Genomic DNA, 24855 nt, shown 5'->3' with positions numbered 1-24855 from the left:
CGTTTATGCGGGCACGGTGTCGAGCTGCGCTATCCAGTCCCGCATGTCGGCCTTGGCGCGGGTGGTATAGGCCTCCTTGCGCTGCTTCTTCTTTACGTCGTGCAGCAGCGGGAAGAGGCCGAAATTGACGTTCATCGGCTGATACGTATCCGCTTCGGCATCCCCGGTTATGTGCGACAGGAGCGCGCCCAGGGCAGAGGTGCGGGGCGGTTCGACCCATGTATCCCCGGCCAGTTCGGCGGCGGCCATCATTCCGGCCACGAGGCCCACTGCACTGCTTTCGACATAGCCCTCGCAGCCTGTAATCTGCCCCGCAAAACGGACGTTCTTCATGCCCTTCAGGCGCAACTGGCGGTCCAGCACTAGGGGAGAATTCAGGAAGGTGTTGCGGTGCAATCCGCCCAACCGCGCGAATTCGGCGTTCTGTAGCCCCGGGATCGTGCGGAAGAGTTCGACCTGCGCGCCGTATTTCAGCTTCGTCTGGAAGCCGACCATGTTCCAAAGCGTGCCCAGCTTGTTGTCCTGCCGCAGTTGCACCACCGCATAGGGCCAGCGGCCCTGCGGAAATTCGGGAGTGACATCGCGCGGATTGTCGAGGCCGACGGGCTTCATCGGTCCGTAGCGCAGCGTGTCGACACCGCGTGAGGCCATGACTTCGATTGGCATGCAGCCATCGAAATAGGGGGTGTTCTCCTCCCATTCCTTGAACTCGGTCTTATCGCCATCGATCAGGCCCTGATGGAAGGCGAGATACTCGTCCTTCGTCATGGGGCAGTTGATGTAATCTCCCTCTACGTTCGAGGCTTCGTTGCGCTTGTTCCAGCGCGACTGGATCCAGCAGATGTCCATGTCGATGCTGTCGCGGTGGACGATCGGCGCAATGGCATCGAAGAAGGCGAGGCGTTCTTCCCCCGTGGCGCGCACGATGCTCTGAGCAAGAGAAGCCGCAGTCAGGGGACCGGTGGCCACGATGACCGGTTCATCTGCCGGAAGAGTATCGATCCGCTCGCGCACAACGGTAATGTCGGGATGCGCCGACAGGGTGCGTTCGACCTCTTCGGAAAAGACATCGCGGTCCACCGCCATGGCAGAACCTGCGGGAACCCTGGCCTTCTCGCCGGCCCGCATGACGAGCGAATCTAGCTGCCGCATTTCGTGATGCAGCAGCCCCACGGCATTTTTCTCGTCATCGTCGGACCGGAAGGAATTCGAACAGACAAGTTCCGCCAGGCCGTCGGTCTGGTGCGCATCGGTCGTGTCGCCGCTGCCGCGCATTTCCGACAGGCGAACCTTGAAGCCTCGCCGGGCAAGTTGCCATGCCGCTTCGCTGCCGGCGAGTCCGCCGCCGATGATATGGATATCGTGTGTCATGATAGCTCGTGTCCTTACGCGGGCCGCATCTAGGTCTTGCCCCGCATGCCCTGCAAGCCCTAGCGGTTGTCCCGATGGCCCGACTACCTGTATCCACCCGCACACTTGCCCATCAACGACCCTGGTTGCTGGTCGCCCTGACCGGTGCGGTCGCCTGGTATTTCCTGTCGGACAATGAAATCGGCGGGCTATACCTGATCTTGCTGAAGGGGGTGGGGGCGGCTGCTCTCGCAGTTTATTGCTGGCGACGGCTAAGCGGAACGGACGGTCTGCTGATCGGCACGGTCATGGCGCTTTCGGCCCTTGGCGACATGGCCATCGAACTGGACTTTCGCGCCGGAGGGGCAGCATTCTTCGCCGCCCATGTCACTGCGATCGCATTATACCTTCGGCACCGTCGCCCGGCCCTTTCCAACAGCCAGAGGACGGCAGGCGCCGCCTTGCTGCTGCTGACCCCTGGAGTGTCCTATTTCCTGACGCTGGATTGGGCGGTCACGCTTTACGGGCTGGCGTTGGGCGGCATGGCTGCGGCCGCTTGGTGGAGTGCGTTTCCCCGCTACCGCGTCGGTCTGGGCGCGGTCCTCTTCGTGATTTCCGACCTGCTGATCTTCGCCCGAATGGGACCGCTCGGGTGGGAGGAGATCGGCGACCTGCTGATCTGGCCAACATATTTCGCCGGCCAGTTCCTGATTGCGACGGGCGTGGTCCAGACCATGCGGGCGCGCGGCTCCGCCTGATCCGGACCAAAGCCGGCCGGTGATGCTCCTGTCGGCTATTCGGGCGGAGCTTCGCCTTCATTGCTGTCGCGGTCCATGGTCGTCTCCGGCGCGGTTTCGTCGCCGCCGCCGCGCTTCTCGACCATCTCTTCCACGATGGCTTCTTCCGCTTCGTTTTCCGGAGATTCGTCCTCGTCGATCCGGACGGCAGATACGATCGTCTCGCCCTTTGCGACGTCGAACAGGCGGACCCCGGACGATGCCCGCCCGATGACGCGCAGGCTGTCGAGGCCGATACGGATCAGCTTCGCCTGGTCGGTGACCAGCATCAACTGGTCGTTCTGCGTCGCTGTAAAGCTGGCGACGACTTCGCCATTGCGGGGGATATTGTCGATATTGGTGATGCCCATGCCGCCGCGGCCCGCCTTGCGATATTCGTAAGCGGACGACAGCTTGCCATAACCATTGGCACAGACGGTCAGGATGAATTGTTCCTCCTCGGCCATCTTCGCATGATCTTCGGACAGGGCAGGGGCGTCCTCGTCGGCTTTCCAGGGTGCAACCTTCAGATACGCCTCGCGCTGGTCGGGCGTGGCGCTTCCCTCGTGAAGGATGGAGAGCGAGACGACCGCATCACCGTCTTCCTTGAACTTCATGCCGCGAACGCCGGTAGAGGTGCGCGACGTGAACTCGCGGACATCCTCGCCGGCAAAGCGGATCGCCTTGCCGAGGCGGGTGGCGAGAAGGACGTCGTCGCCTGCCTCCAGCAGCGCCACGCCGATCAGTTCGTCATCGCTGTCGGCGTCGAACTTCATCGCGAACTTGCCGTTGCTGGGAATGTTGGTGAAGGCGTCCATGCTGTTGCGTCGGACATTGCCCTTTGCGGTGGCGAAGACCACGCTGAGCGCGCCCCACATGTCCTCGTCTTCGGGCAGGGGAAGCACGGTCCGGATCGTCTCGCCATCGTCGAGGGAGGGCAGCAAGTTGATGATCGGCCTCCCGCGCGTGGCGGGTCCGCCTTCGGGCAGCTTCCATACCTTCATCCGGTAGACCTTGCCCATCGTGCTGAAGAACAGGACGGGATTGTGGGTGCTGGTGACGAACATCTCGCTCACCGCATCCTCGTCTTTCGTCGCCATTCCGGCGCGGCCCTTGCCGCCCCGGTTCTGGGCCCGGAAGGTCGAAAGCGGCGTGCGCTTTATGTAACCGTCATGGGTAACGGTCACGACCATCTCGTCGCGCTCGATCAGGTCCTCGTCGTCGATCCCGTCCCACGCGGGCGCGATTTCGGACACCCGGGGCGTGGCGTAGAGTTCGCGGATCTCCGACAGTTCGTCGCGCAGCACGCCGTAGAGCTTTACCCGGTCGGCGAGAATGGCGAGATATTCCTCGATCGCGACGCTCAGTTCCTTGAGCTCGTCGCCGATCTCGTCGCGCCCGAGCGCTGTCAGGCGGTGAAGTCGCAGGTCGAGGATCGCCTTCACCTGGCGTTCGGACAGGCGATAGGTTCCGCCTTCCTGTTCCGCGTCCGGCTCGATCGCTTCGACCAGGCGGATATACTGGGCAATTTCGCCGATCGGCCATTCGCGTGCGCGCAGTTTCTCGCGGGCGATCTGGGGGTTCGACGAACCGCGGATGATCGCCACGACCTCGTCGAGGTTCGACACGGCGACCACCAGGCCCAGCAAGACGTGCGCCCGCTCGCGCACCTTGTTCAGTTCGAACTTCGTGCGGCGGGTAATGACCTCTTCGCGGAACGAGATGAAGGCCTGGATGATGTCGCGCAGCGAGAGCGTTTCGGGCCGGCCGCCGCGAATCGCCAGCATGTTGGCCGGGAAGCTCGATTGTGCCGGGGTGTAGCGCCAGATCTGGTTCAGCACGACCTCTGCCGAAGCATCGCGCTTCAGGTCGACGACGACGCGCACGCCTTCGCGGCTGCTTTCGTCGCGAATGTCGGAGATGCCCTCGATCCGCTTGTCCTTTGCCGCCTCGGCGATTTTCTCGACCAGGCCCGACTTTCCGACCTGGAAGGGGATCGAGGTCAGGACGATCGACTGGCGGTCGCCGGAACGTGTCTCAATTTCGTGCCGCGCCCGCATGAGGATCGAACCGCGGCCGGTCGTGTACGCGGCACGCGCGCCGGACTGGCCGAGGATGAGTGGGGCGGTCGGGAAATCGGGGCCGGGAATGAACTCGACCAGCTCTTCGGCCGTGATCCGCGGATTGTCGAGATAGGCGAAGCAGCCGTCGATGACCTCACCCAGATTGTGCGGGGGGATATTGGTCGCCATGCCGACGGCGATGCCGCCTGCGCCGTTGACCAGCAGGTTGGGGAACCGTGCGGGCAGCACGGAGGGTTCCTGGATACGTCCGTCGTAATTGTCGACGAAATCGACCGTGTCCTTGTCCAGGTCGTCGAGCAGGGTGTTGGCAACCTTGGCCAGCTTGGCTTCGGTATAGCGCATGGAGGCGGGCGGGTCGGGGTCCATCGACCCGAAATTGCCCTGGCCATCGACCAGCGGCACGCGCAGCGACCAGTCCTGCGTCATGCGGGCGAGCGCATCGTAGATCGCGCTGTCGCCATGCGGGTGATAGTCGCCCATCACGTCGCCGACGATCTTCGCGCTCTTCACATAGGGCCGCCCGGCAACGAAATTGCCCTGCTTGCTGGCGTATAGGATGCGGCGGTGAACGGGTTTCAGGCCGTCGCGCACATCGGGCAGCGCACGGCTGACGATCACGCTCATCGCGTAATCGAGATAGCTCGTCTTCATCTCGTCGACGATATCGATCCGCTCGAAATCGCCGGGGGACTGGGGCTGGGAAAGTGTGTCTGTATCGTCGCTCAAGGCTTGGTCTCGCTACATGGCGGTGGAAACCGGAACAGGGCCGGTTTCGGCAATGGGAATGAGTTTAGGGGAGATCGCCCCGCGGAGGAAGCTTCAGGCCCCCCAGATAGGGTCCACGGGCCGCGTTTTCCACATATCAGGGCCGAATGGCGCAGAATGGTGCGTCGCATCATTCAATCCCCATTCAGCGCCCGTATCCTACGCTTTGGCAATCAAATCGGCACCACCGGCTTGCACGAGCGTTAAAACATGTGCAGCCCGCGCGGGCCTCAAACAGATTACCGAATTTCTTGGGAGAAAATGAGAATGTTCGCATCCCCCTTTGCACGTCGTCGCAGCACCGGCCGTTTCGGTGCCAGCGCCGCTCTCGCCGTCGTATTGATGGGCGGAACCGCCCTTGGCGTGACCGCTCTCGAAGCACCGGCCCATGCCCAGAAAAAGGCCGAGAAGCCGCAATATTCGAAGGGCTTCGTCGCTGCCTATCAGCCGGTCGACGAGATGCTGAAGGCGGAGACGCCGGACCTCAACGCGGCGAAGGCTGCGCTGCCCGGCGTCCTTGCCGCATCGGAAACGCCCGACGACAAGTATGCTACCGGCGGTCTCTACTACAATGTCGGGCGACTGACGGAAGATACCAACCTTCAGCTCGAAGGCGTCAAGCAGATGCTCGGCAGCGGCAAGACCAGTGCCGAGAATGTCGCAAAGTTCAACACCCTGGCAGGTCAGCTGTCCTACAATGCGCAGGACTATGCGACCGCTCGCACCTATCTCGAGCGTGCAGTGGAAGCAGGCGCCAGCGAGCTCGAACTGACCGGCCTGATTGCCGAGACCTATCTCAACGAAGGGCGCACGCAGGACGGGCTGACCTATCTGCGCGGCACGATCAACGACCTTGTTGCCGCCGGACAGCCGGTGGACGAAGCGTGGATCAAGCGCGGCCTGTCGGCTGCTTACGAAGCCAACAATGCAGAGGAAGCGGTGCAGTACAGCCTCCTCTATGTCGACCAGTTCCCCTCGGAAAGCGCATGGGGCGATGCGATCGCGATCCAGCGCAACATGCTGCAGTACGATTCGCAGCAGACGCTCGACCTTCTTCGCCTGGCACGCCGTGCAAACGTCCTGCGTAGCGAGCGCGATTACCTCGACTATGTGGATGCCGCCGATGCGCGCCGCCTGCCGGGTGAAGTCGATGCCGTGATCGCGGAAGGTCTGGCCGATGGAAACCTGTCGGAAAGCAATCCTTACGTCGTCGAAGTACGCAACAACGCGCGTGGCCGGGTGGACGCCGACAGGGCCGAACTGCCCAAGCTTGCAGCAGACGCACGCAAGGCCGGTGCTGACAGCGCGCTGCTGATGGCGACGGGTGACGCATATCTGAACTACGACCGTGCGGCCGAGGCCGAGGAATTCTACACCATGGCTCTCGACAAGCCGGGCGTGGACACCCCCCGCGTGCTGACCCGTCTGGGCATCGCCCAGCTCGATCAGGGCAAGACGGAGGAAGCCCGTGCGACCTTCGCGCAGGTCGAGGGTGCTCGCCGCGCCATCGCCCGTCTGTGGAACGCCTATGCCGGGCGCGACATGGCCGCGGCTCCGGCAACGACGGCAGAGCAGCCGTCCAACTGACAGGATTGACCTGAAAAAGAAAACGGCGCGGATCGAGAGATCCGCGCCGTTTTTCTTTGTCCAGTCGAACTCCGCTCAGCGAAGGCGGCGTACGTAAAGCTGGCCGTTGGACCCGCGCTTGATGTCGAAACGGTCGAGCGAGCGGAACATCTCGGACAATTGCTTGAACCCGTAATTGCGCACGTCGAAACTGGAACGGTTGCCCGCGATCTGGCCGACTTCCTGCAAGCGGGCGTATCCGTCGTCATCGCGGTTCGACGCTTTCCAAGCTTCGCCCAGCAGGTCGATCAGCTCTTCCTCGACGGCGTTGTCTGCGATTTGCGGCTCGGGCGGAGTGTCACCCTTCTTCCGGCCTGCGGACTGGCTGCGTTCCGGGCGGTCGCCGCGCATCAGCTTGTCGACGTCGATGAAACGGGTGCAGGCGGTTTTCAGCGCCATCGGGGTCTTTCCGTCACCGAAACAGTAAACGGGTAAACCATCCTGCCTCAACCGGGTGACGAGGGGGGTGAAATCGCTGTCGCTGCTCATGATGCCGAACCCGTCGACCTTGCCCTGGTAGAGCAGATCGACCGCGTCGATACTCATGGCCATGTCGGTGGCGTTCTTCCCGCGCGTCAGGTCGAACTGCTGGTGCGGACGGATGCCGTACCGGTTGGTGATGTCGCCCCATTTTTTCAGCGCGTCCTTGGCCCAGTTGCCATAGGCGCGCCGGATATTGACCTGCCCCAGCTCCGCCAGGACGGTCAAAACACTGTCGATGCCACGCGGATTGACGTTATCGGCATCGATCAGGAGGGCGATGTTCTTTGCATCCATTTCAGACATGGATACGGCCTTGGCACTGGCGCGATGCGGTTACAAGCGCGCCCTAGGTAACGGGGGCGAACTTTCCGCTATCTTCGTCCAGCAGGTTCAGAACGCCATGCGAGATGGCAAAATAGGCACCGCGCAGCTTTAGCGTGCCGGCGCTTTCCTTTTCCTGCACGCAAGGGAAGGTGCGCAGGTTCTGCAAGCTGACGCGAACCGCCTCGTGCTCCATCGCGCGCAGGGCATCGCGGCCTTCGGAGCCGAATTCACCGGAGACCTTTTCCACCGCTTCGTCGAGCATGGAGATCCACTGGGCGACGAAACCGCCTTCGCCCGGGCGTGCATCGGCCATGGACTTCGTCAGGGCCGCTTCGCAGCCGCCGCACATCCCGTGGCCCATCACGACGACTTCCTTCACCTTCAGGACCTGGACCGCGAATTCCAGCGCGGCCGACACGCCGTGCTGTCCGGGCGTGGTTTCGTAAGGAGGGACCAGCGCCGCCACGTTGCGGACGACGAAAATCTGGCCCGGATCGACATCGAAGATCTGCGCGGGATCGACCCGGCTGTCGCTGCAGGCGATGACCATGACTTCCGGCGATTGTCCTTCGCGGAGCTGCGCCCAGCGCTTGCGATGGGGTTCCCAGCCAGTCTCGCGGAAATTGCGGTAGCCGGAGATCAGCGAGTCGAGCGGCGGCGTGGTTTCCTTGGTCATGCCACGCTTCATACCGCCGCCATTGTCACTGGCAAGCGGGACGCCTAGATGGGCGGGCATGAACGATCTTTCCGGCACCCCCAAGCCCGACAGCGACCGCCCCGCACGCCAGCGCAAGCCGGACTGGATCCGGGTGAAGGCGCCTGTCAGCAAGGGGTATCACGAAACGCGCACCCTGATGCGCGATCTCGGCCTCAATACGGTCTGCGAAGAAGCCGCCTGCCCGAATATCGGGGAGTGCTGGGAGAAGAAACACGCGACCGTGATGATCCTCGGCGATGTGTGCACCCGTGCCTGTGCCTTCTGCAACGTGAAGACCGGTATGCCGCGCATCGTCGACAAGATGGAGCCCGAGAATGTCGCCGTTGCGGCGGGCAAGATGGGGCTGGAGCATATCGTGATTACGAGCGTGGATCGCGATGATCTGCCCGATGGCGGCGCGGACCAGTTCGTGAAGGTCATCAAGGCGCTGCGACGCGAGACGCCCGATACGACGATCGAGATCCTGACACCCGATTTTCGCGGCAAGATGCGCGCGGCGGTCGAGGCGATCTGCGAGGCAGGTCCCGACGTCTACAACCACAATCTGGAAACCGTGCCACGGCTGTATCCGACCATCAGGCCGGGGGCGCGTTATTATGCTTCCATCCGTCTGCTGGAAGAGGTGAAGGCGCACGACCCGATGATTTTCACGAAATCCGGCATCATGCTTGGTCTCGGCGAGCAACGCCTCGAAGTGCATCAGGTGATGGACGACATGCGCAGCGCCGACATCGATTTCATGACGATGGGCCAGTACCTCCAGCCCACGCCGAAACACGCCAAGGTCGAAGATTTCGTGACCCCGAAGGCGTTCGATGCGTTCGGCGCCATTGCGCGGGCAAAGGGGTTCCTGCAGGTCGCATCCTCGCCACTGACGCGGTCCAGCTATCATGCGGGTGACGACTTCGCCCAGATGAAGGCGGCGCGGGAGACAAAGCTGGCGAAGGCGGGAGCGAGGTCGGGGGCGAAGTCGGGGGCGGGGGCCTGATGCCCGGAATCCGCGAAACGCGCGAACTGCCTTACAGCCGCGAACAGATGTTCGACCTGGTGGCGGATGTCGGCCGGTACCGTGAATTCCTTCCTTGGGTCGTCGCGACCCGGGTTCGTTCCGACAGCGAGGTAGAGATGATTGCCGACATGGTCGTCGGCTTCAAGGCCATCCGCGAAAGCTTCACGTCACGCGTGGAGAAGAAACGGCCGGAATATCTGAGAGTCCACTACGTCGATGGGCCCCTGCGCGATCTCGACAATACGTGGCAATTCGAAGAGCGCGAGGGCGGGGGCTGCCGCATTCATTTCTGCGTCGATTTCACGTTCAAGAACCGCGTCTTCGAAGCGATGGCAGGGCAGTATTTCGACCGGGCTTTCCGCAAGATGGTGACCGCATTCGAAACGCGGGCGGACGCGCTTTACGGTAGCAGCAATTCCAGTGCGCAAAGCGTCGCCTGACGGCGGATTTCCGCGCGTCCCACATCGCCGAACCGCTTGAGCTCGCCTTCCGGCTCGTCCGCGCTATCCCGGATGGCGCGGGCGAAAACGACCGTTCCGACCGGCTTGGTCGCGGTGCCTCCGCCGGGGCCGGCGACGCCGCTGATGGCCACGGCTATATCTGCGCCGGAATGCTTGAGCGCGCCCTGCGCCATGGCCCAGACGCACGCGATGGACACGGCACCGAAGGTTTCGATGATGTCGCTGGGTACGTCCAGCATCTCCATCTTCGCTTCGTTGGAATAGGTAACGAATCCGCGGTCGAGCACGGATGACGAACCGGGTATTTCGGTTAGCGCGCCGGAGACGAGGCCGCCGGTACAGCTTTCGGCGAGCACGACCTTGCGACCGGAAGCGGTATTGGCTTCAACGACCTTTGCCGCGAGTTGCGCGATATCGTCAGGCAGTAGCATTTCGGACATGGGGCGCCCCTACGCCTGCAGGACCATTGTCGCAACGGCCTGGGCGGCAATACCTTCGCCGCGTCCCGTAAAGCCCAGCCGCTCGGTCGTGGTTGCCTTGACGCTGATGGCGGAGGCTTCGCTGCCTATGATCTCGGCGATCCGCGTCTGCATGGCATCGCGGTGCGGACCGATCTTCGGCTCTTCGCAGATCAGTGTCAGGTCGATATTTCCAACCGTGTAGCCCGCCTCTGCGGCAAGCTTCACGGCATGGGCCAGGAACTGGTCGGAAGACGCACCGGCCCATTCTTCGTCGCTGGGCGGGAAATGTTGCCCGATATCGCCCATCGCCACCGCGCCCAGAATCGCATCCGTGATCGCATGCAAACCGACATCGGCATCGCTGTGCCCCACAAGGCCGCGGGGATGATCCAGCCGGATGCCGCACAACCACAATTCCTCGCCATCGGCCAGGCGGTGGACATCGTATCCCATGCCCATCCGCACAGGCGGTAAAGCTGTCATGAAATCCTCCGAGAATGTAAGCTTGCGCAGGTCTTCGCTGCCCCGGACGAGGGCAATACTGCCTCCGTTCGCACGCAGGACCTGCGCGTCGTCCCCCGCAATTGGTGCGCCGCTCCATGCGTCATGCGCTGCAAGGATCGCTTCGTAGCGGAAGGCCTGGGGTGTCTGGACGCGCTTCAAGACCTCGCGGTCGGCGCTGCCGTCCATGACGCCGTCTTTCTCTACTGCCAGGCTGTCGACGACCGGCAGGACGGGGATTGCGCCCGTGTGTTCCGTCAGCGCTTCAAGCAGCCGCTCCATGACGGCGAGCGGCACGATGGGCCGGGCGGCGTCGTGGATCAACACATAGTGTGTGTCCCTGCCGTGCAAGGCGTGCAGTGCATTGGCAACCGAACCCTGCCGGGTTTCCGCGCCGATGACGAAAGACAGGCGTTCGTCTTCGCCAGCTGCCTGCCTCGCCACATCCTCGCCGCCGTCCGGGATAGCGATGACGATGCGGGAGGCGCCGGCCGAGAGAAACCGTTCGACCGAATGTCGCAGCACCGGCTTGCCCCGCCATGATGCAAATTGCTTCGGCACGGGCTGGCCCGCCCGCGAGCCCTTGCCGGCTGCGACAATGACGACCGAAAACGGGGGGAGGGCGGATGGATCGCTCATCTTCGAGGCGGCGCTACGCGCTTGCGGTTCGGACTGCAATCCACTAGGCGCTTGCCCAATATTTAGGCAAACATTGTTATCACCATGACGCCTGCCCAACCTCCCTATCCCCCCAAACCCATTCAGGTGGGCGGGGTGACGATCGATACGCCCGTCGTCCTTGCCCCGATGACCGGGGTCACCGACATGCCGTTTCGCATGCTGGTGCGCCGCTACGGATCGGGTCTCAACGTGACCGAGATGATGGCGAGCCAGGCCGCTATCCGCGAAACCCGCCAGAGCATCCAGAAGGCCGAGTGGGACGTCACCGAAGACCCTATTTCCATGCAGCTGGTCGGCTGCGATCCCGAAAGCATGGGGGAAGCTGCCAAGCTGAGCGAGGACAAGGGCGCCGCCATCATCGACATCAATTTCGGCTGCCCGGTCCGCAAGGTGACGAACGGCATGGCCGGCAGCGCCCTGATGCGGGAGGTCCCGCTGGCGACCAGATTGATGGACGCGACGGTGAAGGCGGTCGATGTCCCGGTCACCGTCAAGATGCGTATGGGGTGGGACCATTCCAGCCTGAATGCGCCGGAACTGGCAAAGATCGCGGAGGATCTGGGCGTCCGGATGATCACGGTCCACGGCCGCACCCGCAACCAGATGTACAAGGGCAGCGCCGACTGGTCCTTCGTCCGCAAGGTAAAGGAGGCGGTCTCGATCCCGGTCATCGTCAACGGCGATATCTGCACGGTCGACGACGCTGCGAACGCGCTGGAGCAATCGGGCGCGGATGGCCTGATGATCGGACGGGGAGCCTACGGCAAGCCGTGGCTGCTGGGCCAGGTCATGCATTGGTGGAAGACCGGGCAAACGCTTGCGAGCCCCGATTTCGACGAACAGTACGAAACCGTGATCGAGCATTACGAAAGGATGCTCGACCTTTATGGCCGCGATGTCGGGGCCAAGGTCGCGCGCAAGCATCTCGGTTGGTATACCAAAGGCATACACGGCTCGGCAGAGTTCCGTAATCACGTGAACTTCATCGACGATCCCGACCAGGTGCTCGGCGAGCTGGAGCGTTTCTACGAACCGTTCCGTCATCGCCGCGCAGCGTGAGGCGCCCGTAATGAGCGTACCGGTGGCTGCACCGGACCACCGGACACAGGTTTCCAGCCTGATCTTCGCATTCGTGCTGATCGATCCCAGCGGCATAATTCGCGAGGCGAACCAGTCGACGGAGAACCTTCTGGGAAAGGGCGCGAGTCGCCTGCTCGGCAAGCCGTTCCGCGAAACCGCGAATATCGTGGACGAGCGCGTTGCACGGCTGCTGGATGAACCCGATGCCGTGCTGACGGCCCGCGGTATCACGATCGGCGACATGCCGGGAAAGCTGGTGAACCTGACGATCTCACCGGTATCGGCGGAGCCGGGATGGCGCGTGATCACCCTGTCCGATGCAGGCCAGGCCGACATGGCGGACGATCCGCGGCCGTCCGATATCGCTGCACCGGCGGTCCTCGCGCATGAAATCAAGAATCCCCTCGCAGCCATTCGCGGGGCCAGCCAGCTTCTCCAGCGCAAGCTGCCGGAAGGGGACCAGGGCCTGGCGCGGCTGGTGACGGCGGAAGTCGACCGGATCGCCCGGATGATCGACCGTATGCAGAAGCTGGGGAGCAAGCAGGTCGACCCGCTGGAGCCCGTCAATCTGCACGAGGTCATACGCAACGCGCTGGGCGTCGTGCGCTCGGTGGAAGGCGCACCCGAGGTGACATTTACCGAGGAGTTCGACCCCTCCTTGCCCGCGGTCATCGCCAGCCGCGATGCCTTGCAGCAGGTGCTGATCAACCTGCTGGGCAACGCACGCGACGCCTGTGCCGGGGAAGACCATCCCTGCGTGACCATCAGGACGCGCTATGTGACAGGGCTGGTCATGAACGTGCTGCGTCGTGGCCGCGGACGCTCCGTTTCCCTGCCGATCGAGATCACCGTCAGCGACAACGGACCGGGCATCGATCCGGCAATTGCGGAACGGGTATTCGAACCATTCGTGACCTCCAAAAAGGGCGGGCAGGGCCTTGGCCTCGCTCTGGTGCGAAAACTCGTTCGGGACATGGATGGCCGTATCGCGAACGAGCGGGATCGCAGCGCAGGTCTGACCAGGTTCCGGATCCATCTTGCCGAAGCGAAGGATGCGAAATGAGCGCGCCCAAAGACATTCTCGTGGTCGAGGACGATCCGGCTATTGCGACCGTCATTGTCTCCGCGCTGGAATCGGATGGCTATTCGGTGACACATTGCACCGGGATCGCTGACCGCGACGGATTGCTGGCGAAACGGTCCTACGCTGCAATGCTGACCGATGTGATGCTCGAAGACGGTGACGGGATTGCCGCGCTGGACACCGTGCGGACCCTTGCGCCGTCTATGCCCTTCATCGTCCTGTCGGCGCAGAACACGCTCGACACGGCTGTGCGGGCTAGCGAGAACGAAGCGTTCGAGTATTTCCCGAAGCCCTTCGATCTGGACGAGCTCCTGCGTGCTGTCCGGCAAGCAGCGGGCGAAGGGGCGAGCGCGGTGGCCGACGACGCGGCGGGCCACGGAATGCCGCTCGTCGGGCGCAGCCAGGCGATGCAGGCGGTCTTTCGCATGATCGCCCGCGTCCTGCGCAACGACCTGACGGTTCTGGTTACCGGTGAATCCGGCACAGGCAAGGAACTGGTGGCCGAGGCGATCCACCAGCTGGGTCACCGCAAGACCGGACCCTTCGTCGCCGTGAATGCTGCGGCCATCCCCCACGATCTGATCGAAAGCGAGCTGTTCGGACACGAAAAAGGCGCGTTCACCGGCGCGACGGCGCAGTCGATCGGCAAGTTCGAGCAGGCCAATGGCGGAACGCTATTTCTCGACGAGATCGGCGACATGCCGGTGGAGGCTCAGACCCGGCTCCTGCGGGCGCTGCAATCGGGCAGGATCCGCCGGGTCGGAGGGCGTCAGGACGTCGCCGTCGACGTTCGCATCGTGACGGCCACTAATCGCGATCTGGGACCGATGATCGCTGCCGGGACGTTCCGCGAAGACCTCTATTACCGCCTCGCCGTCGTTCCGATCGAGCTTCCCCCTCTCAGGGAGCGGCGCGAGGATATCGGGATGCTGGCAAACCACTTCCTGACGCAGGCGGTGGAGGAAGGGCTGCCGAGGCGCGGCCTGTCCGAAAAGGCGATCGACCGCCTGTCTCGTCTCGAATGGCGCGGGAATGTGCGCGAGCTCAGGAACCTGGTCTTCCGGCTCGCCATCATGGCACGCGAGGATGTCATTACCGATGAGCTGGTCGAGGAAATCACTTCTCGGGAAAGCGCTGCGCGTCCCGCTGTGAGGAACGAGGAGCAGGGCTTGTCGGCGGCGATTGCGGAATGGCTGGAGCGAACCAATCCACCGTCCGGAACCCTCCACCGCAAGGCGCAGGCAGCTTTCGAAAAACCGCTCTTCGAAGAAGTGCTGCGCCGAACCGGCGGTAACCAGTTGCGTGCCGCCGCCATGCTGGGGATCAATCGCAATACGCTGCGCAAGAGGCTGAGCGACCTTTCGATAGACGCCGAACTGTTTACCACGCGCGCCTGACGGAGCGGCGGCCTGCAATTTTCCCCTTGCCGAGAAGTCACACCACTGTTGTAATCACGCAACGATGGTAGACGCAGCGCAACAGACCACACGGAGGAGCCCGCGCTGGATGCGCCGCTTCGTCGTGGCGTCGCGCCGGGCGAATATGTTCCTGCTGCTGGAACTGGTGACGCTGGCGGCCGTGCTCGGCATGATGGCGACGACATGGGCGGCTTTCAGGAATGCCCCGCCGGACGGCCAGCTATTGCCCACAGGTCAGGTCGCGATCCTCCTCGTCGGTACCATGATACCGGCCATGGCCCTGCTGGTCCTGTGCGGACGGCGCCTTGCCATTCGCCGCGCTGCTGGCAGCACGGCACGGCTCCATGTCAGGTTGGTTTTCCTTTTCTCGCTGATCGCTGCTGTGCCGACCTTGCTGGTAGCAGGCTTCGCCGCAGTTCTTTTCCAGTCGGGTGTCGATTTTTGGTTTTCCGGCAATTCGCGTGGCCTGATGGAAAACGCGAACGAACTTGCGCGCGGATATTACGAGCAGAACCAGCTGGAAGTTGCGAACGAGACGGTCACGATGGCCGGCGACCTGCGCTTCTATTTTGCCAATACGGGCGAGCTCGATCTCACGAACACGGAGTTCCTCGAAGACTTCAGCTACCAGATGCAGGGGCGGGAAATCAATGAATCCGCCGTGTTGCAGGCATTCCCCGACGGGACGCTGACGACGGCGGCTGCATTCAATCTGCGAGAGGATTCCCAGCCTGCCGAGCGCGGCGAGCTGGCCCTTGGCGTATTCTCCGACCAGGAACCTGTTGCGGTATTCGCCGATGCGACGCGCATCGAGGCGGTGGCGCCGATCGATGCTGCGCGCGGTATTTACCTCTACAATGCCCGCAATTCCGAAGCGCTCTCGTTCAGTCAGTGGGAGCGGGCAAGTTCCGTCGTGTCGCAATATGACGTGCTGACCAGCCGGGCGAGGGCGCTGCAGCTTCGCTTCAACCTCGCACTCTTCTTCGTCAGCCTTTTCCTGGTGGGGCTTGCCGTGTGGTTCGCGCTCAGGTTCGCGGATCGACAGGTGGAGCCACTGACCGATCTTGTTGCCGCAGCGCGGAAGGTTGGGGCAGGCAATTTCTCCCTGCGAGTGGAAGGTCGCACGGGGGCCGACGAGATTGGTCTGCTGAACCGTGCATTCAACCGCATGACCGCACAGATCGAATCGCAGACAGACGACCTGAAGCTCGCCAATTTGCAGCTCGACGATCGGCGTAGCTTCATGGAAGCTCTGCTGGAATCGATCACCGCCGGCATCATTTCGGTCGATTCCGATGGTCAGATCCTGCTGATGAATGGATCGGCACAGTCGCTCCTGCTGCCTGCCGGGGTGGATGGCACCGAAGGATTGTCGCTCGACGCGCTTGCGCCGCAGATGAGCGCGCTGGTGCAGTCTGGAATAGGGCAGGGCGTCGTCAGCTTCGACAAGGGCGGCGAAATCCTGACCCTCGCGGTGAAGAACTCTGCGGCCGCCGGCGGTTTCGTGATTACGTTCGAAGACATCACCCGGCAGCTTCTGGATCAGCGGCAAGCCGCCTGGTCGGATGTCGCCCGCCGAATCGCGCATGAGATCAAGAACCCACTGACCCCCATCCAGCTTGCGACAGAACGTTTGAAGCGCCGCTATCGCCGCCAGATCGAGCAGGATGGCGAGCTGTTCGATGAACTGACGAGCACGATCGTGCGGCAGGTCGGCCAATTGCGGACAATGGTCGACGAATTTTCCAGCTTCGCGCGCTTGCCAAAGCCGGTATTTCGCCAGGAAGACGCGCTGGATCTCGTCCGACAATCGCTATTCCTGCAGGAAGTGGCGCATCCCGAAATCGATTTCCGGTTCGATGCCAGAGACGCCGGACAGATCGAGATCGCCTGCGATCGCCACCAGTTCGGCCAAGCGATGACCAACGTACTGAAAAACGCAGCCGAAGCCATCGATGCGCGGGAAGGGGCTGCGGAACCTGACTTTCGCGGACGCGTCGCGGTAACTGTGACCGCAGATGCCAACTGGCTCGATATTGCTGTCGAAGACAATGGTATCGGCCTGCCCATGGAAAGCGAAAGCCTGCTCGAACCCTATGTGACGACGCGCGAGAAGGGCACCGGTCTCGGTCTCGCCATCGTGAACAAGATTGTCGAGGAACATGGCGGCGCGATGAGTTTCGCCCGCGCCGATCACGGAGACACCGGAACGCGCGTTTCCATGCGTTTCGCCCGCCAGCCGCAGATGGCCGGGCAGGAGGCCGCGGAATGAACTGCCCGAACATGCACATGACACTTGGCGAGACACAGATGACACTGCACGCAAGGATGGATGCCTGATGGCTCTCGAAATTCTCGTAGTCGACGACGAAAAAGATATTCGCGACCTGGTTTCCGGGGTCCTCAGCGACGAGGGCTTCGACTGCCGCACCGCAGGCGACAGCGACAGCGCGCTGGAGATGATCGACGAGAGACGGCCCAGCCTCGTGCTGCTGGATGTCTGGCTGCATGGCAGCAAAATGGACGGCCTGGAGGTGCTTGACGCGATCAAGCAGCGCGAACCCGAACTCCCCGTGATCATCTTCTCGGGCCACGGGAATATCGATACGGCAGTCTCGGCGGTTTCGCGCGGCGCGATGGACTTCCTGGAAAAGCCTTTCGAGGCGGAGCGCCTCCTCATGCTGGTAGGCCGGGCGACGGAGACGGAGCGTCTTCGCCGCGAGAATGTCCAGCTGCGTGAAGGGCAATCGGCAAGCGACGAGTTCACCGGCAACTCGACCGCGATCAACCAGGTCCGCGCTACGCTGAAGCGTGTCGCGAACACCGGCAGCAGGGTTCTGGTGACCGGACCTGCGGGTGCTGGCAAGGAAGTGGCCGCCCGGCTGCTTCATGCATGGAGCCCCAGGGCCAACCACGCTTTCGTGACGGTCAATTCGGCTCGCATCACGTCCGAACGGTTCGAACACGAGCTCTTCGGCGAGGAAGCGGATGGAAAGCTGGTTCGGGCAGGCCTGCTGGAAAAGGCCGACGGGGGTACGCTCTATCTCGACGAGGTTGCCGACATGCCGCTGGCAACCCAGGCACGCATCCTGCGGGTGCTGACCGAGCAGAGCTTCGTGCGCGTCGGCGGGTCACGCCAGATCGGGGTGGATGTGCGTGTCGTATCGTCGACGTCCCGCGACCTCCAGCAGGAAATCGAAGACAAGCGGTTCCGCGAAGACCTGTTCTATCGCCTGAACGTCGTGCCGGTGACGATCCCATCGCTGGCGGAAAGACGCGACGACGTGCCTGCGCTCGCGGAGCATTTCTTCACCCGCTACGCCTCCGAGCAGGGCATACGTCCCCCCCAAATCACGCAGGAGGCCATGGCAGCGCTGCAGGCGTATGAATGGCCGGGGAATGTCCGCCAGCTTCGCAATGTCGTCGAGCGGACGGTCATCCTGTCCCCGCGCGACCGGATCGAAGAGGTGCAACCCGACATGCTGCCGGCCGAAGTCACCAGCGGCAAGATCGGCGGTGGAACGGGCATGTCGACCCTGATGGGCGTGCCGCTGCGCGAGGCGCGGGAGAACTTCGAACGGGAGTATCTCGGGATCCAGATCCGCCGCTTTTCCGGCAACATCTCGAAGACCGCTAGCTTTATCGGGATGGAGCGTTCGGCACTTCACCGGAAATTGAAGATTTTGGGGATGACCGAACGCAAGAATGATGACTAGATAGGAACCGGAACTGATGCAGCGTTGCATCGGTTTCGTTCAGTAAGCCATGGCGCTTGTCCCGCCATGCGAGCCGGTTGCACCTCCCATGCGACCTGATTGCGGACCGCCCGTGTGGCCGCCAAGAAAAGGAACGACAAGAATGTCGGACGGAAGAACGTTGAGTGCACGCCCGCGCGTGAAAAAAGATTCACCCCCCGCCGAAACGAAGTCGGGCAATCTGCAGGACGCTTTCCTGAACCAGCTGCGCCGGACCAAGACCCCGGTCACCGTCTTTCTCGTAAAAGGCGTGAAACTTCAGGGTATTGTCACATGGTTCGATAATTTTTCGATGCTGCTTCGGCGCGATGGGCAGTCGCAACTGGTCTACAAGCATGCCATCAGCACCATCATGCCCGGTTCCCCCATGGACGCGGGCCAGTTTGCGAGCCAGGCCGGCAACCGGAAACAGCGCCTGCTGCAGGATGTATTCCTCGCCAAGGTCAGCGAGGCGGAGGTGCAGGTGACCATGTTCCTCGTCAACGGCGTCATGCTGCAGGGCCGCATCGCGGCCTATGACCTGTTCTGCGTGCTTCTGGAGCGCGATGGCTTTGTTCAGCTCGCCTACAAGCACGCCGTATCGACGGTTCAGCCGGCTGAGGCTGTCGACCTGTCCGACGATTTCGAAGGCGACGACAGCTGAGCTTTCTTGACGACGAACGCGAAGAGGTTGTGCGGGGCGGGCGGACGCTTGTCGTCTGCCCCGATATCCGCTCCGTCAGATACGATCTGGATGCGGACGGCAGACTGGCGGAAGCGTGCGGACTTGCACTGGCGATCGGCTTGGTAATTGCCGAAAGCTACGTCCTCCCGGTGCGCGACGTCAAACCGAATACGCTGTTCGGTTCGGGCCAGGTCGAGCGTATCGCGACCGATTGCGAATTGAACGAGGCGGAGCTGGTCGTCGTGGACGGGGCACTGAGCCCCATCCAACAACGTAACCTGGAAGAGAAGCTCGGCCGGAAGGTCATCGACCGCACCGGACTGATCCTCGAAATTTTCGGCGAACGTGCGGCCACTGCCGAAGGGCGATTGCAGGTCGAACTGGCCCATCTGGATTACCAGCAGAGCCGTCTTGTCCGCAGCTGGACCCATCTCGAAAGACAGCGGGGCGGTTTCGGCTTCCTCGGCGGTCCCGGCGAAACGCAGATCGAGGCCGACAGGCGGATGATCCGGCAGAGGATGGGACGCTTGCGCCGTGAACTGGAGCAGGTCCGCAAGACGCGCACGCTCCACCGTGACAGGCGGGGGCGCGCGCCTTGGCCCGTCATTGCCCTTGTGGGTTACACCAATGCAGGCAAATCTACGCTTTTCAACAGGTTGACGGGCGAAGCTGTGATGGCGGAAGACCTGCTGTTCGCCACGCTCGATCCCACCATGCGCGCCATTTCACTGCCCGGGGTAGAAAAGGCGATCCTATCGGACACCGTGGGCTTCATCTCCGACTTGCCGACGCAGCTGGTTGCCGCCTTCCGCGCGACGCTGGAAGAAGTGACTGCCGCAGACCTTATCCTGCATGTCCGCGACATCGCCAACCCTTCCACGGCAGCGCAAAAAAAGCAGGTGCTCGACGTGTTGACCGATCTCGGGGTCATCGACGCCGATGATGGTGCAAGTGCCATTCCTATTCTCGAAGTGTGGAACAAGTTCGACCTTTTGGACACAGAGCGCGCCGAAGCGTTGGAAGCAATCGCGGCGGACGATCCCGATGTGACGACCTTGTCTGCCTTCACCGGGGAAGGGATCGACGAACTGGTTCACCGCATAGGCGCGCAATTGACGACGCAGGCGGTCACGCGCGAATTCCAGATTGCTGCGAGCGATGGCCAAAGGATCGCCTGGCTTCATGCCCACGGAGAGGTGCTGGACGATGCCGACGGCGAGCCACATGAGGGACAGCCGATGAGGCTGATAACGGTCCGGCTGAACCCCAAGGAATTGGGTCAGTTCGAAACGCTCTAGCCGGTCAGGATGCTTCGGCAGCTTTCACCTGCTGCCAAAGCGCTTCCTGTGCGCCGAGATCGAGCGTTGCGAAGCTCCCTGATGCGGCCTCTTCCATTCCGCGATAACGCCTCTCGAACTTGTCGTTCGCCGCACGCAGGGCCTCTTCTGCGGGGACGCCGTAAGCGCGAACCAGGTTGACCGCGGCAAACAGCAGGTCGCCGGCCTCTTCCAGCCGTTTCTCCTCGGGAGCTTCCGCAAGTTCCCCGATTTCTTCGTGTACCTTCGCCGTGGGACCTTCGGTATCGCCCCAGTCGAAGCCGTCGCGGGCCGCACGTTTCTGCAGCTTCTCCGCTCTCAGCAGAGCAGGCAGGGCGCGGGCGACGCCGTCCATGGCGCTGCTGGCGCCCTTTTGCTGACGCTCTGCGGCCTTCAATTCTTCCCAGCGCCCCTCGGTCATCGTACCGCCCGCATCGCGGAAGATATGCGGATGCCGCGCCTCCATCTTGTCGGAGATCGCCCGGGCAACGTCATCGAAGGCGAACAGACCCTGCTCCTCCGCCATTCGCGCGTGGAAGACAACTTGCAGCAGCAGGTCGCCGAGTTCCTCGCGCAGCTCGTCCATGGCGCCGCGCTCGATCGCGTCCGCGACTTCGTAGGCTTCCTCGATGGTGTAGGGCGCGATGCTGCTGAAATCCTGCGCGAGATCCCATTCGCACCCCCGATCGGGGTCTCGCAACCGGGCCATGATGCCGAGCAGGCGCGCGATTTCACTCGGTCCGCTTGGCGCGGTGAGGGATGGTTCTTGATCTTCAGTCATGCCTGTCCCGGTACAGGGTGCGACGCTCGTCGGCCAGCGAAAGGCGTTCGCTGGTTCGCCGCTTGCCACATTTTCCACATCGGCGCAGACAGGCACTCGAACAGGGAGAGTCCACGAATGAAATCCATCGCCGCCGCAGCCATGCTTTCGACCAGTGTCCTCGCGCTCAGCCCACTGTCTGCGCAGGACCAGCGATTGCCGACCCCGGTCGAGGAAACGGAGGTTCCGGAAGACGAGGTGATCGCGCCCCAACCCGAAATCGACGCCATGCCGGCAGAGGGCAGCGGAACACCCGTCAACGCAACCAGAGCTGCGGCGACACCGCCGGCGGAAGGCGAATGGGACGTCAACGCACCGCCCGGTGCGACCATCCGGCAGGTTCCGATCCGCACGGACGAGGGCACATGGATCGATGTGGACGTTTCCCCGGATGGGCGGACCGTGGCGTTTTCCTTGCTGGGTGACATCTACACGATGCCGATCGGGGGCGGGGCACCGGTTCGGATTTCCGAAGGTCTGGCGTGGGAAGTGCACCCGCGCTTCTCCCCCGACGGGCGGCGGATTGCCTTCACTTCGGACCGCGGCGGCGGTGACAATATCTGGATCATGAACGCCGACGGATCGAACAAACAGCAACTGACGAAAGAAGATTTTCGCCTGCTCAACCAGCCAAGCTGGTCGCCGGACGGCCGGTTCATCGTTGCGAAGAAGCATTTCACGACCGGCCGCTCCCTGGGCACGGGCGAAATCTGGCTATATCATGTTTCGGGCGGGGCCGGGGTCAAGCTTGTCGAACGGCCCAACGAGCAGCACCAGAAGGAACTGGGCGAGCCGATCTATTCCCCCGACGGCGAAGCGGTCTACTTCACGCGCAACAACACGTCCGGCCCGATCTTTGAATATGCGCAGGATTCGACGCAGGGAATTTTCGAGATCGAGCGCTACGATCTGGCAACGGGCGAGCGTACGGTTGCCGTCTCCGGTTATGGCGGGGCGGTGCGGCCCACTCCGTCGCCCGATGGCGAGAAGATTGCATTCGTCCGGCGGGACAAGGACCAGTCGCAGCTGTGGATGAAGGATATCGCCAGCGGCCGCGAGACAATGATCTATGGGGAACTGGATCTCGACGTACAGGAAACCTGGGCTGTTACCGGGGTCTATCCCAACATGGACTGGACGCCCGACAGCCGTGCGCTCGTGTTCTGGGCGGGGGGTAAGATCCGGCGGGTGGACGCCGATGGCTCGGCCGCCACCGACATTCCATTCCGCATCGACGATACGCGCGGGATCGCTGATGCACCGCATCCGGTCATCCCCCTCGCGCCGGACAGTTTTACGACTTCGATCCCGCGCTTCGCGGCCCTGTCGCCGGATGGGCGGACCATCGTCTTCGAAACTCTCGGCAAGCTTTACGTCAGGAATGCAGGCGGCGGCACTCCGCGGCGTCTTACGAACCAGGCGGATGCCCTTGAATTGTGGCCTTCTTTCAACCGTGACGGGCGGCGAATGGTCTATGTCCGCTGGACCGATCAGGGGCTGGGGGAAATTGTCGTTGCCGATGCCGATGGTCGCGGCGGACGCACTGTCACCGCGCAGCCCGGACATTACGCGCGGCCGAAATTCTCGCCAGACGGATCGACGATCGTGTTCGAAAAGCGGGAAGGGGGCTTCCTCAATTCGCCCGACTTTTCGGAAAATCCCGGTGTCTACAGTGTTCCGGTCGGCGGAGGCGCGCCGCGACTGATTGCGCGCGATACCGGATCGCCGCAGTTCGGGAGCGCCAACGACCGTGTCTTCATGCTGGGGCGTCAGAACGGCAATCTCCAACTGATCAGTTCCGATCTCTCGGGCGAGGCACGCCGCGTTCATGCCCAGGGCGAGCTGGTGAACGACTTCATCGTTTCGCCGGATGGCCAACATTTCGCTTTCCGCCAGAATTACGAGGCGTTCACCATGCCGCTGATGCCGGGCGGTCAGGCGGTAAATGTCGGGGAGACGGGCGGCGCCCTGCCGGTGACGAAAGTCAGTGAGGGAGGGGCGGATTACATCGGCTGGTCGCAGGGCGGAGATACGCTCTACTGGTCGATGGGACCTACTCTCTATCGCGCAGCCAGTTCGGCCCTGTTTGCCAGCGAGCCGCAGGATGGCGATGTCAGCGGGTTTACGCCGCCCACGTCGGGACTTGACCTTTCCATGACCGTCGGCGCGGACAAGCCATCGGGCGTCACTGCCCTTACCGGCGCCCGCATCCTGACAATGGCGGGAGAAGGCGCGGGCGCGATCGACAACGGTACCGTCGTCATCGACGGAGACCGGATCGTCGCGGTTGGCCCTGCAGCGCAGATTACCGTTCCTCGCGGGGCGAATGTCATCGACATGGCGGGCAAAACGATCATGCCTGGCCTCGTCGATGCCCATGCCCACGGGCCGCAGGGTAGCGGTGACCTGATCCCCCAGCAGAACTGGGCGCAGGTGCAGCAGCTGGCCCTGGGAACGACCACGATCCACGATCCGAGCTCCAGCGCGAGCATGATTTTTGCCGCGGCCGAACGGCAAAGGGCAGGGCAGCTTCTCGGCCCGCGTATCTTCTCGACGGGAGAGATCGTGTACGGGGCGAAAGCGTCCAGCGTCTATGCCCGGGTCGACAGCTATGACGACGCTCTGGCCCATGTCCGCCGCCTGAAATCGCAGGGCGGCATATCGGTCAAGAATTACAACCAGCCACGCCGCGAACAGCGCCAGCAGGTGGCCCGCGCTGCTGCAGCGGAGAACATGCTGGTCGTGGCAGAAGGCGGTTCTCTGTTCGGAATGGACATGAACCTGGTGGCGGACGGCAATTCGACCGTGGAACACAATGTGCCGGTCGACGTGATGTATGACGATGTGCTCCAGTTCTTCGGGCAGTCGCAGTCCAACTATACGCCGACACTGGTCGTCACCTATGGCGGTCTGGCGGGCGACCCGTACTGGCGTCAGGCGACGGACGTCTTCGACAATCCGCTCCTGGTGCACACGCCGCCTAAGCAATTGCTGGCTGCCACGGCACGCCGCACGAAGGCTCCCGATTGGGCATTCGTCGACGACAATGCCGCCCGCGAGGCGAAAAAGCTGGCAGATCGCGGCGTGAAGGTCAGCATCGGCGCGCACGGGCAGCAGGCCGGCATTGCCGCGCATTGGGAACTGTGGAGCTTTGTCCGTGGCGGGATGACGCCGATCGAAGCCTTGCGTGCGGGAACGATCGAACCTGCAAAGTCACTCGGAATGGATCGTGATATTGGATCGATCGAGGTCGGGAAACTTGCCGACATCGTCGTGCTGGACGCCGATCCGAGTGCGGATATCCGGAATTCGGACAGGATATCGCAGGTCATGCTCGGGGGTCGGCTCTACGATGCGCGGACCATGAACGAGGTCGGGACCGGTGATGCCAGGCGTCTGCCATACTGGTGGGAGTAGCAACAACGGGCGACAGGGGATTTCGCAAAGCTCCCCTCAGCCTGACTAACATCAGAATGATA

The 24855-nt window shown here is 62.8% G+C and carries 19 protein-coding genes; 12 read left to right on the top strand and 7 right to left on the bottom strand.

Annotated elements, in window-relative coordinates; all coding sequences use genetic code 11:
- Positions 1 to 3: 3 nt before the first annotated feature.
- On the bottom strand, positions 4 to 1371 hold the full coding sequence (trmFO, locus tag PF049_09295) for a methylenetetrahydrofolate--tRNA-(uracil(54)-C(5))-methyltransferase (FADH(2)-oxidizing) TrmFO (protein ID WBY15793.1): 1368 nt from the start codon (positions 1369 to 1371) through the stop codon (positions 4 to 6).
- 74 nt (positions 1372 to 1445) lie between these two features.
- Here trmFO and PF049_09290 point away from each other — a divergent pair, with 74 nt between their 5' ends.
- Positions 1446 to 2108, top strand: coding sequence for a lysoplasmalogenase family protein (locus PF049_09290; GenBank protein WBY15792.1), 663 nt, complete (start codon positions 1446 to 1448; stop codon positions 2106 to 2108).
- Positions 2109 to 2143: 35 nt separating this feature from the next.
- On the opposite strand, the gene gyrA is transcribed toward PF049_09290, so the two are convergent.
- Positions 2144 to 4936, bottom strand: coding sequence for a DNA gyrase subunit A (gene gyrA / locus PF049_09285; GenBank protein WBY15791.1), 2793 nt, complete (start codon positions 4934 to 4936; stop codon positions 2144 to 2146).
- A 306-nt stretch (positions 4937 to 5242) separates the two neighbouring features.
- On the opposite strand from gyrA, the gene PF049_09280 reads away from it, so the two are divergent.
- On the top strand, positions 5243 to 6562 hold the full coding sequence (locus tag PF049_09280; GenBank protein WBY15790.1) for a hypothetical protein: 1320 nt from the start codon (positions 5243 to 5245) through the stop codon (positions 6560 to 6562).
- 75 nt (positions 6563 to 6637) lie between these two features.
- Here PF049_09280 and PF049_09275 read toward each other — a convergent pair whose 3' ends face one another.
- Complete coding sequence (locus tag PF049_09275) at positions 6638 to 7387, bottom strand: NYN domain-containing protein (protein WBY15789.1); 750 nt, start codon at positions 7385 to 7387, stop codon at positions 6638 to 6640.
- 43 nt (positions 7388 to 7430) lie between these two features.
- On the bottom strand, positions 7431 to 8084 hold the full coding sequence (locus tag PF049_09270; GenBank protein ID WBY17895.1) for a carbonic anhydrase: 654 nt from the start codon (positions 8082 to 8084) through the stop codon (positions 7431 to 7433).
- A gap of 58 nt (positions 8085 to 8142) precedes the next feature.
- Between PF049_09270 and lipA the strand changes: the two genes are divergently transcribed.
- Both lipA and PF049_09260 read left to right on the top strand, forming a co-directional pair.
- The gene (lipA, locus tag PF049_09265; protein ID WBY15788.1) at positions 8143 to 9114 is read left to right on the top strand and encodes a lipoyl synthase; all 972 of its coding nucleotides are present in this window, start codon (positions 8143 to 8145) and stop codon (positions 9112 to 9114) included.
- A complete protein-coding gene (locus tag PF049_09260; protein WBY15787.1) occupies positions 9114 to 9575 on the top strand; it encodes a type II toxin-antitoxin system RatA family toxin in 462 nt (153 codons plus the stop codon). Before lipA ends, PF049_09260 begins: the two co-directional genes overlap by 1 nt.
- Here PF049_09260 and PF049_09255 read toward each other — a convergent pair.
- Together PF049_09255 and PF049_09250 are read right to left on the bottom strand one after the other, a co-directional pair.
- On the bottom strand, positions 9536 to 10036 hold the full coding sequence (locus PF049_09255) for a CinA family protein (GenBank protein ID WBY15786.1): 501 nt from the start codon (positions 10034 to 10036) through the stop codon (positions 9536 to 9538). The genes PF049_09260 and PF049_09255 overlap by 40 nt on opposite strands.
- 9 nt (positions 10037 to 10045) lie before the next feature.
- Entirely contained in the window at positions 10046 to 11197 is a 1152-nt protein-coding gene (locus tag PF049_09250) for a bifunctional 2-C-methyl-D-erythritol 4-phosphate cytidylyltransferase/2-C-methyl-D-erythritol 2,4-cyclodiphosphate synthase (protein WBY15785.1), read from the bottom strand.
- An 84-nt stretch (positions 11198 to 11281) separates the two neighbouring features.
- Here PF049_09250 and dusB point away from each other — a divergent pair, with 84 nt between their 5' ends.
- The 7 genes from dusB (at position 11282) to hflX (ending at position 20538) form a co-directional block, all read left to right on the top strand.
- Positions 11282 to 12298: a tRNA dihydrouridine synthase DusB gene (gene dusB / locus PF049_09245; GenBank protein WBY15784.1), complete on the top strand. Its 1017-nt coding sequence runs from the start codon at positions 11282 to 11284 to the stop codon at positions 12296 to 12298.
- A gap of 10 nt (positions 12299 to 12308) precedes the next feature.
- Positions 12309 to 13382 carry an ATP-binding protein gene (locus PF049_09240; GenBank protein WBY15783.1) on the top strand — a complete coding sequence of 358 codons (1074 nt, stop codon included), beginning with the start codon at positions 12309 to 12311 and terminating at the stop codon, positions 13380 to 13382.
- On the top strand, positions 13379 to 14800 hold the full coding sequence (locus PF049_09235) for a sigma-54 dependent transcriptional regulator (protein ID WBY15782.1): 1422 nt from the start codon (positions 13379 to 13381) through the stop codon (positions 14798 to 14800). Before PF049_09240 ends, PF049_09235 begins: the two co-directional genes overlap by 4 nt.
- 109 nt (positions 14801 to 14909) lie before the next feature.
- Positions 14910 to 17093 carry an ATP-binding protein gene (locus tag PF049_09230; protein WBY15781.1) on the top strand — a complete coding sequence of 728 codons (2184 nt, stop codon included), beginning with the start codon at positions 14910 to 14912 and terminating at the stop codon, positions 17091 to 17093.
- Between the two features lie 67 nt (positions 17094 to 17160).
- Positions 17161 to 18537, top strand: coding sequence for a sigma-54 dependent transcriptional regulator (locus PF049_09225; protein WBY15780.1), 1377 nt, complete (start codon positions 17161 to 17163; stop codon positions 18535 to 18537).
- A gap of 142 nt (positions 18538 to 18679) precedes the next feature.
- Positions 18680 to 19219 carry an RNA chaperone Hfq gene (gene hfq / locus PF049_09220; protein WBY15779.1) on the top strand — a complete coding sequence of 180 codons (540 nt, stop codon included), beginning with the start codon at positions 18680 to 18682 and terminating at the stop codon, positions 19217 to 19219.
- Between the two features lie 29 nt (positions 19220 to 19248).
- The gene (hflX, locus tag PF049_09215; GenBank protein WBY15778.1) at positions 19249 to 20538 is read left to right on the top strand and encodes a GTPase HflX; all 1290 of its coding nucleotides are present in this window, start codon (positions 19249 to 19251) and stop codon (positions 20536 to 20538) included.
- 4 nt (positions 20539 to 20542) lie between these two features.
- Here the strand turns inward: hflX and mazG are convergent, their stop codons facing one another.
- Entirely contained in the window at positions 20543 to 21337 is a 795-nt protein-coding gene (gene mazG / locus PF049_09210; protein WBY15777.1) for a nucleoside triphosphate pyrophosphohydrolase, read from the bottom strand.
- A 117-nt stretch (positions 21338 to 21454) separates the two neighbouring features.
- Here mazG and PF049_09205 point away from each other — a divergent pair, with 117 nt between their 5' ends.
- Entirely contained in the window at positions 21455 to 24793 is a 3339-nt protein-coding gene (locus tag PF049_09205) for an amidohydrolase family protein (GenBank protein ID WBY15776.1), read from the top strand.
- Positions 24794 to 24855 lie beyond the last annotated feature (62 nt).

This window comes from Erythrobacteraceae bacterium WH01K (assembly GCA_027941995.1).
GTDB lineage: Bacteria > Pseudomonadota > Alphaproteobacteria > Sphingomonadales > Sphingomonadaceae > CAJXSN01.
The sequence above is the reverse complement of the archived record's forward strand: the minus strand, read 5'-3'. Positions and strand labels throughout refer to the sequence as shown.